Genomic DNA, 16,744 nt, shown 5'->3' on the forward strand with positions numbered 1-16,744 from the left:
TCGCTGGCTGTTCGGTAGCGCCACGGAGTTTTTGGCGCTTACAACCTAGCGGCCGCCCATCGGTGGAATCTCGCATCTGATGAATAATTGGCCTCAGAAACTCTTGAGTTGAAATTGCATGACCGCACTGAAGACCACGCCGCAGGCGACCATACAGCAGATCCAGACCTTGCTCTCGGAAAGTTACGGCTCGGGATTCACGATCTTCAAGGAACTGATTCAAAACGCTGATGATGTCGGCGCTAGCAGGCTTCTCTTGGCGGGGCACGACGGCTTCCCTGATGCTAACAACGTGCTGCTGCGTGCGCCTGGGATCTTTGTCGCCAATGATGGTCCGGTGAGTTCGAGCAACTGGGAGGGACTGCAACTGGCTGCCGGTGGCAGTAAGGGTGGTGATGGCCAGGCGGTCGGCCGCTTCGGTTTAGGCCAGAAGGCGCTTTACCACCTGTGCGATGCATATCCCGTGTTCGCCCGGATCGATGGCGGTCCTGAGCCGACCACGATGATCCTCAATCCGTATGAGGAAATCGCTGAGGCCGATCACGCCCGCGCATGGAAGTCGCTTTCGGCGAAGGACGAAATGCTGTTGGCTGAGTGGGCCGATGGTCAGGGGATGGGGATGGGGCTCGTGCTCTACATCCCGTTGCGCACTGATAAGCTGCGGCCCAGTTCTGACTCTCGGATTAGCCTGACCAGCGCGCAATGGAATCCTCGCGACGCATTGAAGGATATTGTAGATGGCGAGCAGCTCCACGCCACAATAAGTTGCCTGCGTCACCTCGTGCGGATCGACATCGAATGCCCGGGCGAAATACCCTGGCGCGCCGAAGTTCAGCCGGGGGGCACGCGCCTCTCCGGCCCTGGCGATGACGCCCAGCGTCAGATGGAGGCAGCGTTTGGGGGGCGTTTCACTGTAAACGGGCAAGCGTGCGAGGTACATGGCGCCCAGCGCAGCCTTACCGATGGAACGGCTGTGACGCTGAGACAAGAAGATGACTGGCCCTCTGCCTGGACGTTGACCGGGCTGGACAAGGCGAAAGCCACGCCACATGGAGCGTCGATCATTTGCCGGCACCCAGTAGGTCCTGGCAAGTCCGCGCGGCTACGCATATGGCAGGGCGTCTATCTGCCACTGGGTGACCCGGCCAAGGACCGCAGCGTCGTACTTGGCGATCCCGCGCTCCCAGGAAGTGAAAATGTAGACATCGTCGTCCACGGTGACTTCTTTGTGTCGAGCAATCGCGCGAGTATTCTTGTTAGCGACGGTAACAGGGGGCAGGACGCGATCAAGCTTCGCTGGAACGAAGCCTTGCAGGCCGAAGCTTCGCTTCCCTGCGTGCTCGACGCTGTGGCTCAGGCGGTCCTCGGCATTAAAGCCAACAACGACCGCTATGAGCTGATTCGTGCTCTTGGTGAAAGTCGTTGGTGGCGGGAGAGGGCGAGAGCGATTTGCGGAGGTCGCGCGCTAGTGCGACGACTCGATGGGAGCGATAGCAACTGGCGCATTGAGAAGGCGCCCCAGCTGCGCCCTATGCCTTCTTCCGAGGCAACTCGCCCGCGCCGCCTCACGGAGGCGTGGAAGGGCTTTCTTGATTGGTGCACAGCAAATGAGTTCGTTCTCGCGCAAGGCGTCACGCTCGGCGAAGCGCGCCCTGCGTGGGAGGATCGTGAGCTGGCCGAGTTGGTAGCCGGCTTCGCCCCAGCATCTTTATCGAGCAAGGATGCCGCCAATACATTGGTCGAAATTCTCGATTACAATGCCAGCACGGGCGGCGGCGAGATTGGTCCGTTGGCCCGGGCCGCAATCGCGAATGCGTTTCGCGCTGCGATGCGCAATGGCACGAAGTTGGCGCCGATGGCCCAGCTCAGGCGACTGACTTTGCATCTGCCGCACGATCAGGTGCTCGTCCTCCCCAAGTCGGTAACCGATCCGGAGTTGCTCGCCCGCCTTGCAGAACTTCCAGACACATTGTGCATTCGCGCAGAATGGATAAGCGAGGAGCAGGCGAAGCAAACGCGTAGGCTTGCGCGTGACGAAGCAGTGTCGTTGCTGGCTGTGCTTGAATCGGTGACCCAGCGGCCGAGCCGCATCTTTGATCAGGCGCTCGCACTCATCGGACTTATTTTGCAGAACGGCCCGACGCTTGCCGAACTGGCGCGCGACAGCAAGGCAGCATCGCTGAAGGTCATCCCCGTTGTGCGGGTTGATGATCGAGCAGACATCATGCTCTCCCCCGCGGAAGTTCTTGATCTCATGCGCGAGAAGCTGCTGTTCCACCACGGTCCGCACTCGCAGCTTGAAAAGCTTGCCAGCGCGATTGTTGAGCCGGCGATCTACCACTTGCGGCAGAATATCGCGCTCACCCCGCCGCCGGGCATGTCGCTGGCTTCGTCGAACACGGTATCCGACAAGGTCGCGGTGCTGGGTAAAGTTCTGCAGTTCGGCCCGATTTCAGCGCGGGTCGAACTGTTCAAGGAATTGCGCGAACATATGCCGGCACCGCTGATGCGGCGCCTGATAACGGGCGAACCGGGCCTCCGTGATCAGGTCACGTTGGCGCGGCTTGTCGGCTTGCCTGTGGCGCTGGGATCTCTCGTCCATAAATTGATGGCGGATGATGTCTCGATCCGTTTGCTTGACCCGGCCATCGCCGACAAGCTCGGCCACGAGGAGGCGCGCAAGACCGACATCGAGGATCTCGATCTGGCCTGGCTCGGTGAACAGCTGGTGCGTCGGCGCAGCTTCGTCGAGCCATTTAGCAAAAATCAGGCTGAAACTTTACTCACGTCGGGCCTCTCGAAAGAAGTCCTGATGCAATTGGCGTTGCACCGGGCGATGAATGAGGAGGGACTGCACCGCGCGGACACGCTGCTTCGAGGTGGGCTCAATGCCGTTCCCGTGACCATGCGAAGCCTCGTGCGGATTTTGGACCCTTGGCCTGATCCGCGCGCGTCTGCCGTGCAAAATGACCTGATAGTCGGATGGAGTCCGCAGCGCCAGGTTAGGCTCGCCCTAGACAGCGCCGAACCGCATCGGTTCTGCTCGGAGATCGCCGAGGTGCTGGGCAGTATCGCGTCACTCAAGGATTCGATGGATGCAGATCTGCGTGATCGGGCTTGGTTGGCGGTGGATGGGCGCAGACGGGCACCGCGCGATGTGCTCGACCTGCCGACCTGCGCTGCCGAAGCGTGGACCCAGGTGATGGCCGCGCCAGCCCCGGTACTGCGCGAGCACTTGTCCTCCGACCTGCTTTCGGCGCTTGATCGCCATCGCCTCGTCGACGATCGAGCGACGGCTTTCCGCCGGGTGCTGCGCGACGCGGCCGAAAGCCGCCTGGCGGGGTTGATCGTCGATACGTTGAACTGGCGGGCGGATCTGACAAAGCTTGCGCACGCGCGCTGCGACTTGGCCGAAGGCGTTTGGCCGATCGTTGCTAGCACGCTCCGCAACTTTGCGGATGACGAGGCGCTACGAGCGGTCGTGGCCGGCATCCGCTTTGCTGCCCCCGATCTCGATGCCGTCGTCGATCAACTCAATGCGCTGGCCGGAATCTCCGCGCGCGATGGTCAAGTCGGTGAGGCCGCCCGCAGGTTGTGGCGCGCCGGTTTTGAGAAGCATGCTCCAGACCTGCGTACCGAAACCGGTTTTCTGCCCGCCGATCTGCTGGTGGAAAGCGAGGCCGGTCGCTTTGCGCGTGCCGACGAGCTGGCCCTCTCTGCCTCAGGTGTGGAGCCGCGCGATCTGTTAGCGCGGCAATGGCGGTTCGATGTGCCCGCCGATCATTCGCCGGCCGCACTTGGCAAAGAGGTAGCATGCCGGCCGATCGGGGACATGGTTGACGCGCTGTTCAAGCCGTTCCAGCCCTTCCACGAACTGCACACTGCGGTGCTAATGGTTCTGGCCATGTTGGGGCGCGACAAGGCCATTCGTCGGGTCGCTAGCCAATTCGTGGGCAATCCCGGTCTCGACGATATATGTGCAGACCTTGATGACAGGTCGCGCCGACAATTGGGCTTGTACGATCCGCTGGCCGACCACATGGCGCGCCTGCGCCTCGACGTGGTTCCGGTGCAAGACGGCCAGGCACTGGCGCTGTCAGCCGCGGGCACGACTATGCTGGCCGCTGCCGAGCGGGAAGGCGCTCTGCTCTACGGCTGTTTAAAGACCGGTGATGGATCCCATAGTTGGCAGCTGACGATGTCGCCGATCGAACCTCGGGATCTAACACACGCCACGAATCTGCTGCGCGATGCGGTGAAGAAGCTGGTCGAACCGATCGGCATGAGGATGCAAAACCAGTCTAGCGCGGTGCTGGCCCAATTCGATGGCTACCTGGCCTCCGACCAAGCGACTCTTGACGAACTAATTGCCGACATCCGCGATGGCTTGGCCGAGCGGATCAAGAAGCTGACCCGCGGCGCTTATCTCAAGTCGGCATTGAGCCGCTACGACGACGACCGCAAGCAGGGCCGACACGAACAGGACGATACCGCCGCGCGGCAGCGCGCCAAGGACAATCTTTGGGCGGCGATCTCCCGTCCGGAGGCGGGCAAGGAATTGCTCGCGGCGATCCGAGAGAAGATGTTGCGGCGCAATTACGCGCCATCGCGGACGCTGTTCGAACTCTTCCAGAACGCAGTCGATGCGGCCCGGCAGAAAGGCCAGCCTTCCGACGTTCGGGTCGAGGCCGAACGCGACGAAACGGGCGCGATCCGCCACCTTCGCTTTATCCACTGGGGGCGGCCGGTCAACGTGCCGGGCGGACCGCTGACGCCGGCCCGCTACGCGCGCGATCTCGATAACATGCTCGATCTCGATTCGTCTGAGAAGGAAGCAGATCACGGCAAGCACGGCCTTGGCTTCAAGACAACCCACATGTTGAGCGACAATGTGAGCGTCGCTAGCGGGCGGCTGCGCTTTCGCATCGAAGGTGGGATGATCCCCAAAAATTGGGAAGATGGCCGCGCGCTTCAGCACTTGCATAACACCAAAGACGCGCAGGCGACGATCATCGATATGCCGATTTCCCCCGGTCTGGAGCATGCTGCAGCCGATGCGTGGAACTGCTTCGTTGAGGTCGCACCTTTCCTTCCCGTTACCGCGCCAGAAATCGGCGAAATCGTGATCAAGGACGGCGGAGAAACCCGTAGTGGCGAAGCCTCCGTCACCGAGGTGGCGCGGGGTATCGCTGCGGTCCAGTATGGCCACGACCAGCGCGCTTTGCGCCTAGATCTTGGTCGCCAGCATTATCTCTACGTCAAGCTCGTCGAGGGTGCGCCAGCGCCGTTCGCCAAGAGATGGAGCCGGCTGTGGAACCTTGCTCCGCTTGATGGCGAGACGGTGAACGCCGCGTGGTTGATTGATGGCCGGTTTGAGATGGACCAGGGCCGACGCGGGCTCCATGGTCAGGGAGAAGACAAACGCCGCGCTATGCGCGCGCTTGGGGCCCCGCTTGGTGATCGGCTAGTCGAACTTTTTCAGGGCTGGGACGAGATAGCGCCTATAGCTGGGCTGGCTGTCGATGGTCGCGACGATTTCTTCGCGCTCTTAATCGACCGCATGATCGATGACACGCATGACCAACTTGCCCTTGAACTGCATGGGCGAGTTGGGCAGTCTCTCCAAGTTGGCGCATTGCGCGGACTGGCTGCGCTCGTCGATGCATGTCCGGTGGTACCACTGTCCGGAGGCGGTCTGGTTTGCGCTGATGAGGTTGAGGGCGTCTATCGCAATACCCTAGCAGATCCCGCGACATTGCAGCGCGTTAGAGCTTGGGGCGATGAACTCGGTTTTCACAACCACGCGATAAACGCGGGGTGGGCCGCAAATCTAGAGGCACTCGGCTTCGACAAGGTGGCCGGGATCGATCTTGGCGTCCTCGCAGAGAGGCTGTTCTCCGGTGGCGGTGTTGATCCGGTTCGTGCTGCGGCGTTCGGCACGGTGTTCAATTCGAGCGAACGCCAGAATTGGCATCCTGAGGAGCGCCAGCGGGCGGAACGCGCGTTGCGCGATGTATTACTGCTGCCTGAGGACGGCAGCTATGTGCGTTCTAACCAGTTATTGTTCCCGCAAGACACACGCGAGACTCAGGAGGGCGAGACTGAGCGACAGCGTGCCGCCTTTGCGCCCGCCGCGGGCAGGCTTAACTCTGACTATACGGGCAATGCGGTGGAATTTGCTCACCTCGTGCGCGCGCTGGCGGGCTATTCTCAGACCATCGTACGCAGATATCTCGCGACCGCTAATCAGGATTCAGCTCGCCTTTTTGCAGCCCTCACCTATTTGGCCGACCGGCCCAGCGAGATTGGTGGGATTGAATGGCTTTCAACCGTCGCCGATCTTCAGTCTTTACCCGAATATCATCAGCTTACCCGCCAGCAGCAGCTTTCGCTTGAAGCCCGCCTCGTCAACGACGACGAAGATCCTAGCGCTCCCCAATCCCCGTTCGATTTCGAGGACGATGTCGAACGCAGCGCCGAGGAAATCCTTCAAGACGTGGCCTCCTGGTGGGAGGAAAACCGCTTCACCCTAGTTGCGCGGCATGATCGCCTCACATATGGCGAGCTCTGCGACCGGGCGGACCTCATTAACATGGAGGACGTCGCCTGGTTCACGCTGCTTTCGCTCGGTTCTTTTCAGACGCTGGGCCGGATCACGCCTCAGCAGTCACGTGCCTTCATCGAGCGCTGTGTAAACGAAGGATGGTGGCGCGATCTGGCGACCATCAACGAAAGTGATCGCGAACTGAAGCCCTACGTTCAGCGATTGCTCGACTGGACAGAGATCGGCGCGGCAGACGACTATCTCCTGTGGCGACGTTGCCTTGGCGACATGTGCATGATCGCGAGGCATCTTGAAACCTATCGCGAGATTTTTCTCAATCTTCCGCAGATGGTGCGCCAGCATGACGACCAATTGGCGCTCCGTGATTTGCTGCGCCCGTCCAGCAGCCACATCGTCGCCCGGATGGGGCTAGATGCCGCCCCAATCGCCCGGTCCCTCGGCATGGGCGCAAATTGGATCGTTCGTGAGTTGGCGAGGCGCGGCGTCTATGACGAGGATGATGCGGCGATCGTCCAACCCTTCGCGTGGAGCGCGCGGCTCCGAATCCGCCAATTTGCCAGTGCGATCGGCCTCGGCGATTTCGAATCAGGCATCGATGAGGGGCGAGGCTTGTACGACGCCGTGATTGATGAAGTGGGAATCGAGCTGCCCTTTGGAACAGACGGCGACTTGCCGCTAGAGCTGCTCAATACCCGTGAACCCGGCCGCGGATGGTTGCCCGCCCGTGCCCAAATTCTCAACGGAACCTGGATCGCCCCTGATCTCGATGAGGTGATGGAAAATGCTTGATGCCGCCGATGCGCTAGCGCCCAATACCCCCGTTTCGCACCCGATTCACGGTACTGGACAAGTCATTGCCGATACCGGTGCCACGGTAGTGGTACGTTTCGGCGCGGAGATCCAACAGGTCCTGCGTTCCGAACTCGCTCTTGCCCGCTCGCTCGAACTTGCGTTGGGCGCCGGCCAGCTCGATGATAGCGCCGATGGCCTGCTGCGTGCCAGCGCGCTCGCGATCCGTTCGGTCAACGACCAGTGGGGTGTGTTCTCGCGCTCGCGCGTGCAGCTACTTCCACACCAACTCTGGGTCTGTCACAAGGTCAACCGCCAGTGGCCGTTCCGCTGGTTGGTCGCCGACGATGTGGGCCTCGGCAAGACAATCGAGGCGGGCCTGGTCCTCATGCCACTGGTGGCACGCGCGCAGGTGCGCCGCTTACTGATACTCGCGCCCGCCAAATTGGTGCCGCAGTGGCAGGCGCGACTGCGCCAGATGTTCGATCTCCGCCTGCAGATGTACGACCGTGAGGTCGACAAACCCACTGCCGATTTCTGGGGAACGGCGCAGATGGTCGTTGCCTCAGTTCATACACTTAGGCGCGAGGTCGCTGAGGGTCGCGCTGAGGCCAGTCGATTCCTGGATGCCGAGCCGTGGGACGCGGTGGTCGTCGATGAAGCGCATCACCTTCATGCCGACGAGAGAACAGGGGAGACGCTTTCGCTTGAGTTGTTGAAGGAAATGGAGAGGCGACAGAAAATCCGGTCGCTGCTGCTGTTCACCGGGACGCCACACCGCGGAAAGGATCATGGTTTCTTCTCTCTGCTGAGCCTGCTTGATGCCGAACGGTTCGGGCCGGACAAGGACGTCGATGAGCAGCTCGCAGCGTTGCCCGACTTCATGATCCGCAACAACAAGGCTACGGTCACCGACCTCAAGGGCGACCGACTGTTCACGCCGGTAACAGTTGAGACGCGCGACTATGCCTTCTCCGAAGCCGAGGCCGCGTTCTACGAAACACTGAGCGCCTTCATCATCGACGGCCGCGCCTATGCCTCTACGCTTGATGGACGGGCGCAGTCTGCCAGGATGCTGCTCCTAATTGCGCTGCAGAAGCTCGCCGCATCCTCGATCGCGGCTATCCGTAGCGCGCTGATCAAGCGTCGGGCAAAGCTGGCGGCCGTGGCCGAGAATGCGAGAGTGGCGCTAAGCATTCCCGAGGAGGCCGAAACGCTCGACGAGCAGGCGGTCCAGGTAGAGAACACCTTGGCGCAGATGCTGGTAGAGCTGATGGACGGCGAGGTCGCGCGTCTCGATGAACTGCTGGAACTCGCCGAGCCGATCGTGCGCGAGCAGAAGATCGAGCGACTTGTCGGCCTGATCGACAAGGATTTGCCGGAAAATGAACCGGTCCTGCTGTTCACTGAATATAAGGCGACGCAGGCGATGGTCGTCGATGCGCTTCACGCTCGCTTCGGGCATGGATGCTGCGCCTTCATCAACGGTGACGGACGGCTCGACGACCTTTCGCTCGCGAATGGCAGCCGCGGCCCGCGTAGTTGGACTCGGGAGGCAGCGGCCGACGCATTCAACGGTGGGAAGGTGCGCTTCCTCGTGTCGACGGAGGCTGCAGGGGAAGGCATCGACCTTCAGGAACGCTGCGCTACGCTGGTTCATGTGGACATGCCATGGAACCCGATGCGGCTGCACCAGCGGGTTGGCCGTCTGTCGCGTTATGGTCAGAAGCGGCCAGTCGAAGTTTTCATCCTGCGAAATCCAGACACCGTCGAGGCGCGGATCTGGGATCTTCTCAATGCCAAGCTGGAGCGCATACAGGCCGCACTCGACGTCGCGATGGACGAGCGCGAGGACATCAGCCAGCTGGTTGTAGGCATGAGCGGTCCGGCGACGATCGAGGCGATCTTTGCCGATGGGCAGACGCGCGGGAGGGAAGGGCTGACTCAATGGTTCGACCAGCGTTCCGCCACGATCGGTGGGCGCGACGTCGTAGAGAGCGTTCGGAATATGCTTGGCAGCGTCAGCCGCTTCGATTTCGCGCAAGTCGGGCGTAATCTGCCCCAAGTTGATCTGCCAGATCTCGAACGATTTTTGAAACTGGAGCTGGAACGTCAGGGGCGGCGCGCCATGAGCCGCGCCGACGGATTAGAGGTGAACTCGCCCGACGCCTGGAGCAAGTCCGACTACGCCATCAATAAGAAGTACACAGGCCTCGTGTTCGATCGCAACGCTCCGATCGACTCAAAGCAGGCTCCGACCAGATTGGTAGGCGTCGGCCATGCACTGTTCGACCGCGCTCTGCTAGAAAGTGAGATACGCGACGTGTTCCTCGTGACGTGCAGCAGGCTTGATTCTCCGCTGCTGGTTGCCACTATTAGCGATGAAGTCACTGGCCAAGGCCAAACGGTCAGCCGCGTTGTAATCGGGGCGTGGCAGGATCCTGAGGGCAAGGTGCACATCCTTCGCGACTGGGAACTGTTACAGCGGTTGAACCGTCTTGGCCGATCGGATGCGACGATAACCTCCCTGCAAAGCGGAGGCGCGGCTCTGGCAACGCTCACCAAGACCTTGCTGGCGCACGCCTATGAGGCAGCTCCAGGCATCGCAGAAGGCATGACCCGTCCGACCGTAAGAGGCGAAGTGTTGCTTGTCCCTGAGGAGATGGCATTTTGAGCGAACGCACCTTTTCTCAACGGCTCCGTGAGTGCGCGCGTACCGGAAAGTGCCTCCTGTGAGAACGAGAGGCGCCAGACAGCAGAATCGAAGCCTACCCGATCGGAGTTTTCATCAACGGCCACTCCGTTAGGACATCGCGCATCTTGGGTCCGAACATCAGAGCGTGTCCGGATGCAAAATCAGCGGGCTATCCACTGATCACAGATAGTTCGCTACGACCACGGGCGACGGGCGTCACCTCAATCTTCACGGGAATCCGCTCTTTTATTTCGTCGACATGGCTGATGACGCCCACTCGGCGCCCGGTCGCATGAAGATGTTCCAAGACGGACAGGGCTTGGCCAAGGCTGGCGCCGTCCAGTGCGCCAAAGCCCTCATCGATGAACAGACTTTCGATCTTGAGGCCCCGGCCGGTCGACATCTCGGCAAGGCCGAGTGCCAAGGCAAGACTGATCAGGAAACGCTCGCCGCCTGAAAGATTGTGAACCCCACGGATTTCGCCAGCCATGTCATGGTCGATGACCTGGATAAGCATGTCGCCACTGGGGGCGCGTTGGAGTTCATAGCGGGGCTTGAGATCCGCCAGCCTCGAATTTGCGTGCGCCAGCAGGCGATCAAGCGTCAGCCCTTGGGCAAAGCGCCGGAACCGAGCGCCCGTCGCATCGCCGATGAGTTCATCAAGGGCGAGCCATACCCGCGCTGCTGAGCGCTCACGTTCCAAGTCGGCACGAAGCTTCGTAATCTGCGTCCGAACCTCATCATCCCGGCGGAGCACGAATTGGGCATCTTGGAGCGCCTGCTGGGCCGCCTCGTCAGTTTGTTTGGCTTCGCTGACTGCCTGAGCAAGGGCATCGCCGGACAGGGAAGGAGGGTCTGTCTGGTCGTGGCGGCTCAGATCCTGCTGTCGTTGGGTAAGGAGGGCAGCAGCCTGTTCTGCGGCCCTCTCGATGTTGGCAAGAGCCTCAGCCTCCTGATCGATGGCCTCCTGTCCCGTTTGCGCTGCGTCGGCGACGGCGTCTTCTTCGATCGCCAACTCAGCAAGGCGTGCGTGAAATCGACCTTGGCGATCCAGATGGTCCTTGATCCTGCGCTCTGCTTCTTGGTCCGCGGACTCTTTGTGAGCGGTTGCGGCCGCCTGCTGCTCTCGCGCCTTGCTGGCCTCTACTTGGGCAACTTCCAAAGCTCGGCGGCTCTGCGATAGGGCCGCTTCGTTGCGGGCGACGACGATATCCACCGTGTCGCCGCCAAGCACGATCTTCCGAGCGTTCGTTAGCCGAAGCTGATCTGCCTCCCACCCCTTCGCTTGAGACTCGATTTCATCGAATCGGGCGGCGGCTGTGGCGGTCTCTGTACGCGCGTCAGCAACCGATTTCTCCAACCCCGGAATTGCGGCGAGAAGCCGTGAATGTTCAGCAGAGTGGGCGCGCCAAGCCTTGGCAGATTCGTCGAGCCAGGCTGCGGGGTCAGCTAACTGTCGCCAATCTGCGCTGCCGCCGAACCTAGCGTCGATCGATCGCGCGAGCCGATCTCGTGTTTCTGTAGCGTGCGATCGTCGCTCCGCTATGCCGCTCAATTTCTGTTCGATATAGCGCGCTGTCTGAGCGGCGAGACCGGAGGCTGCGCGGCATTTCTCCCACTCGTTTCGAGCCTTTTCATCGGCGGCCTGCGCAATTGTGACTGCGGTCCTCGCCTCCGTCATCGAAGTGCGCTGCTTGTCGAGCGCGGTGAGTTCACTTTGCAGAGTAGCTTCGAAATCTGGCCCGGCCGGATCAAGGCCCACCGAGTTGCACTTTTCTGACAGGATGGCAAAGGCAGATTGAGCATTATTGCTGGCCGCAGCCAATGCAGCGGTCTGACTTTCTATGTCGTGGTCCAGCCGGAGGATTGACTGGTCAGTAGCCTGGATCCCTGCGGCCAGGGCGGCCTCTTCAGCGGTCTTTGAAGACAGTGAGGCGTCCAGCTGGGCGATGCGCTCCCGCTGCTCCCGAAGCTGTAGGCCCAAGAGCGAGTCGATCGCACTCAACGCATGTTCGGTCGCCCCGCAAACCGGGCAGGCCTGACCGTCCTCGAGTGTTGCGCGAAGTTGCATTGCCGCTTCGCCCGAGGCCGTTTCGGCTAGCTCGCCGGCACGCCGTGCCTCCTGCAATTGCGCTCGCAGAATAGGAAGGGAGGAGCTGACCTGGGAATGCCGGACGACCAGATCTTTGCGTTCGGCCTTAGCGTCATCGAGATTGCTGCGTAGACGGACCAGGAGATCACGGGATGTTTCTACCTGAGCTTCTTGATGCTTCCAATCTACTAGGAGAGGGGAAAGACCTCCCAGGCGATCCCGTTTTTCAATGATCGCTGAGAAGGCGGCATCGGATGGTGCTGATGCCTTAGCCTCGTCCAATATATTGCGAGCCCATGTGGCAGCTGCGGCGGTTCCCTCTTCCGCTGCCTTGGCGGCTTCCCATGTGGCGTTGGCCTCTATTTTGGAGGCCTCTGCTTCCTTTACGCTCTCTGAAAGCTCGGACAGCTTTATATCGACGGCTGCGATCTCGACGAGCTCTGCAGCGAGTTCCTGCTCCTGTGCAGCCAATGTGGCAAGCCCGGCGTTCGCCGCAAGCCACGATGCCTGGCCGTCACGAGTTTCTGCAGCCTCTGCCAACAAGATGTTGGCGGCCTGCTCAAGCTCCCGACATCTGGACAGGGCTTGCGCGCGCGTAGCGCGGACGCCTGCTATGCCATCAAGCGATGCGTTTGTTTCGAACAGCTTCCGGTCGAGCACACGGGCTTCTTCGATCTCAGGAGATTGAGCGGCGACCCGTTCCGTCTCAAGCTGGAGTTGAGCTGCTGCATGGCTTTCTTCAGCTGCCGTCTGTGTCGCGCGTTCGCTCGCCTGCTCAAATTCACTTTGCCGCAGGACAACAGTTTGGCGCGCTTCCTGCGCCAGCGTGGCTGCGTCTTGGACGGCGGTCCAGTCTCCTGCGAGGGCGAACGCGGCTTTACGCAGGCGCAATGCCTCATGCCGAGGGGCGGCTTCTTCGCGGGCGGTGTTCGCGATCGATACGGCCAACTCACATTCCGTTACCTTGTTGGCCAAGGCCGTACGATCGCTTTCCCAGCGAACAGCTTTAGAGAGTTCTCCAAGCGTAGACGCGGTGCGATCTGCAACGTCCTTCGCGGCACTGTGCTGCTCTTCGGCGATCTGGCGTGCTTCGTCGTCGAGGCCGTTCTGCGCCTCAATGCGGTCTAGGATTGCCTGCTGCTGGGCCCGGATCGTCGTAGCCTTTTCATGAGCTGCGCGGCCAAGACTCGCATAAATATGCGACCCCGTCAGCCGTTCGAGTAGCTGGGCTCGCTCGTTATCGTCAGCCTTGATGAAGGCCTCGAAATCGCCCTGTGCCAGGAGGACGGCCCGACGAAACTGCTCAGCTGACAAACCGACGAGACGGTGAATCTCCGCCAGCGTTTCAGTTTTGGTCCCGCCCAAGATCTCGCCGTCAGCAAGGCGCGTGAGGTTGTGCCGAGTGGCCTGCATGCGGCCATCGGTCTTCTGACGGGCGCGCTGAACGGTCCATCGAGCACGGTATCGCTCGCCGTCCCGGCCCACGAAGTCCAATTCCGCATAGCCCTCACCGGAGCCATGCCGAAGGATGGCCCTAGGATCTCCTGCCGACAACTCGTCACCTTGGGCCGTTTCGATCCTGGCGCGTGCCGGTGCTGCGCCGAGGCGCGGTACAGAATCGAACAATGCCAGGCACATGGCGTCGAGCAGGGTAGATTTCCCTGCGCCTGTCGGGCCGGTGATGGCGAAGATGCCGGCGTCGCTGAGCGGCTCGGCTTCGAAATCAACTTCAAAATCGCCGCTCAGGCTTGCGAGATTACGGCCGCGGATTGCCAGGACACGCATTAGGCGTCCTCCCTCGATGCTTGAGTCTCGATGAGAAGGGTTTGAAACGCTTGCTTCAAATCGTCCGGCGGTTCGCTGCCGTGAGCCCGCTCGAACAGCTCTGCGAAAACGGCATCAGGAAGCAGTTCGGCTAGATCTACATCGCGCTCAGCGATGGCTTGGTTGGTGGCCTCACGAGCCGAGACCCGTGCAATGCGCGTCAGCCGCGCGGCCTTCCCATCGAGCGCCGCCATGACTCGAGCTTGTAGGTTCGGTTCAGGGCCATCAAAGAGGACTGAAATTTCCACAAATGGATGCAGCCCGCGAGGCATATCGGGATCGAAGTCCAATCCCTGGATTTCGATCTCAACCTCGCCGATCGGCTTTGGACCGTCGGCCGGGATTGTCAGAAAGGGGACAAGGCGGGGAATTTCTTCCTCCCGGACGCTCGCGCCGTCCGGCGCAAGGTCGACTATGCTGACTGAATGGCGGTAGAGCCTTTCCGTTGCGGACAAGGGGAACGGCGAACCCGCATAGCGGATCAGAGTATCGCCCTTGATCGTCTGAGGGCGATGAAGATGGCCAAGCGCAACATAAGCTGCTCGGTTGTCAAAAAGGGCTGTGGCTTGGGCCTCCTCCCCCCCTAAGGTGATTCGACGTTCTGAATGTTCAGAGATGTCCCCTTCCGCGACGTGAAGGTGACCAGTCACCATGAGAGGCAGCCCGTCTGCTCGTGCAGCGCCCGCCGTCAGAACATTGGCGTACAACTCGGCAAGTCCGCCAGCGCCCATATCTCCCGGCCGGCAGTATGGGACGGCTGCCAACCAAGCTGCGGCCTTACCCGTCCGATCGGTGAGCGGGATCAGCAATCTATCTGGGTCTGCGATGCCGTTTGTGCGCGGCAGGGAGCCCACAAGGTGGATGCGCCCAGGGCCGAGAAGTGCGGCGGGTAGATTGATCCTCGCGGCGCTGTCATGATTTCCGCCAATGATGACGATCTGCAGATCGGGGCAGCGCGTCGTGGCATCCCGTAGGAAGGCATAAAGCCGTGCCATGGCTGACACCGGCGGGTTCGCCACATCGTAAATGTCGCCCGTAACGAGCAGCAGATCCGCTTCTTCGGCCACGAGGCGATCAAGGAGCCAGGAGAGAAAAGCCTCATGCTCTGCCTCTCGTTCATGGCTGAACAGCTCATGCCCAATATGCCAGTCAGAACTATGGATCAGTCGGAAGGCGGGTATCGATTCGGTCATCGGTTGAGTTTCGCAAGATTGGCGACAAGAATGGACGTAACTGGATTGCGAGGGAGATGTTCAGCGTAGGCTTAGCGGCCATCTCCGCTTTGGCAGAGGTGCCTGGCAAGGACGATCATGGCTTCCGTATCTCGCCCGCAATAAGCTCGTAGCGCCGTATGGAGCGCCGCTCGGCGTTCTTCCGTTGTTGCGGGGGAAATGGCCTCCAGATAGGCGGCTTGGGCGTTCCCGCCGTCTTTGACCTCAAGCTCTGAATAATCAAGATCTGGGGCTACAGTGGGCAGAACGGCTTTGATCGACCAACTGCCGCGCTGGTCACGGTGATACCAGTTGGCGCGCGTGACCGGCAAAAGGTCAACGACCCGCTCAATGATCGAATTGAGATCGTCCGCCAGATCGGGAAAAAAGCCAGCCAGTTCGCGGAGGCGCCCCTTTTCAAAGCTAGCGTTGTAAGCGACTACCGCGCCCGACTTGGGGATCATCGTCACCAGCGCGTCGGCACAGGCCCTGCGTGGGTCCGCCCCGTCCAGGCTGAGGAATTCATGGTGCTGAAGGCCTCCATCCTCCGCTTCCACATGAGCGGAAAACTGGAACGGCACCTGTTGATAGGGGCGGGTACCCACCCAGCGAGGAATGGCGAAAGCGATCGTCTCAAAGTCCAACCACGTTCGGGGAAAGGCCCAATCCGACATGGCGGATCGGGCGCCCTCTATGTTGTGATCGGGCTCGCCGGTTAAGGTGGCTTGAAACACCCGTTGATGGGTCGGATTGGTCAGCGCCGCAGGGTCGACTTCGAAAAGATCCTCGACCCCGCGTCGTAGCCACTGATTGCCGCCCCCGTATGGAAGCACGGTCACCGGCCATTCCGGGCCTGGCGGGAGCGCTGCCTCGCAATATGCTGCAAAATTGCATGGGAGCCCTTCGCAATGGGGGCCAGGAACGATGCGTGGTTCGCTACCAGTAAGCGTTTCGCATGCCGCTGCGACCACCGCGGCTCGCGTTTCGATGCGATCCTCGATGTTGGAGGTCAAGTCGCTGTCGAAAAACAGCCCCTCGAGCGACCGATCACTTTTGAGGACGAAGTCAGAGTCCAGATGGCGGATCGCTGCGCTATCGATTTGCACGCCGGCTTCACGGGCGACCCAGACCTGCGTAGCCAAGTCATTGACGTGATAGTCCTTGGGCTTAGTCGAGCTTTTGACCTCGGCCATGTGCCAACCACCGAGGCCATTTGGCTCGAGAATATCGACACGCACCAGAACGCCATCATGCTGAAAGGTGGCTTCGAAGATAGGATCCTCGTGACCGTTTTCCAGCAAAGCCTTCGTCGTCGCCAATGCAGCGGACAGATCGGGTTCAGCCTCCACCATGATGCCGCCCGGCAAGAGCGAGCAGGCAGCCGCGCCAACCTCGTGCCCGGCAGCGAACCGGGCTTCTGCGCCCTCATCGTCTTCCGCGAGTTCAGGGCGATGAACCGATAGCCATAGCCGCTTCGGGCATTGCTCGAAGTAGGTGATCCTCGATTTGGATAGACCATGCGGGCGCGATGAGACGCTCATGCTGCCACCCACATGATGAGATTGAGG

5 protein-coding genes are annotated in these 16,744 nt (G+C 60.9%); 2 read left to right on the forward strand and 3 right to left on the reverse strand.

Features of this window, described 5'->3' with window-relative positions:
* The first annotated feature begins 118 nt into the window (after window positions 1–118).
* The gene (locus tag EP837_RS08500) at window positions 119–7,354 is read left to right on the forward strand and encodes a sacsin N-terminal ATP-binding-like domain-containing protein (RefSeq protein ID WP_066526400.1); all 7,236 of its coding nucleotides are present in this window, start codon (window positions 119–121) and stop codon (window positions 7,352–7,354) included.
* Window positions 7,347–10,028 (forward strand): DEAD/DEAH box helicase, encoded by a 2,682-nt coding sequence (locus EP837_RS08505; protein ID WP_082919577.1) that lies wholly within the window; start codon window positions 7,347–7,349, stop codon window positions 10,026–10,028. The genes EP837_RS08500 and EP837_RS08505 overlap by 8 nt, the downstream gene beginning before the upstream one ends.
* 190 nt (window positions 10,029–10,218) lie before the next feature.
* Here EP837_RS08505 and EP837_RS08510 read toward each other — a convergent pair whose 3' ends face one another.
* The 3 genes from EP837_RS08510 to EP837_RS21275 form a co-directional block, all read right to left on the reverse strand.
* Entirely contained in the window at window positions 10,219–13,926 is a 3,708-nt protein-coding gene (locus EP837_RS08510) for an AAA family ATPase (RefSeq protein WP_066526403.1), read from the reverse strand.
* Window positions 13,926–15,158, reverse strand: coding sequence for an exonuclease SbcCD subunit D (locus EP837_RS08515; RefSeq protein WP_066526404.1), 1,233 nt, complete (start codon window positions 15,156–15,158; stop codon window positions 13,926–13,928). Before EP837_RS08515 ends, EP837_RS08510 begins: the two co-directional genes overlap by 1 nt.
* Window positions 15,159–15,229: 71 nt before the next feature.
* The gene (locus tag EP837_RS21275; protein WP_066526405.1) at window positions 15,230–16,717 is read right to left on the reverse strand and encodes a DUF2779 domain-containing protein; all 1,488 of its coding nucleotides are present in this window, start codon (window positions 16,715–16,717) and stop codon (window positions 15,230–15,232) included.
* Between the last annotated feature and the right edge of the window lie 27 nt (window positions 16,718–16,744).

Origin of the sequence: Sphingobium sp. EP60837, from assembly GCF_001658005.1 — a bacterium.
In the GTDB taxonomy this organism is placed as follows: domain Bacteria; phylum Pseudomonadota; class Alphaproteobacteria; order Sphingomonadales; family Sphingomonadaceae; genus Sphingobium; species Sphingobium tyrosinilyticum.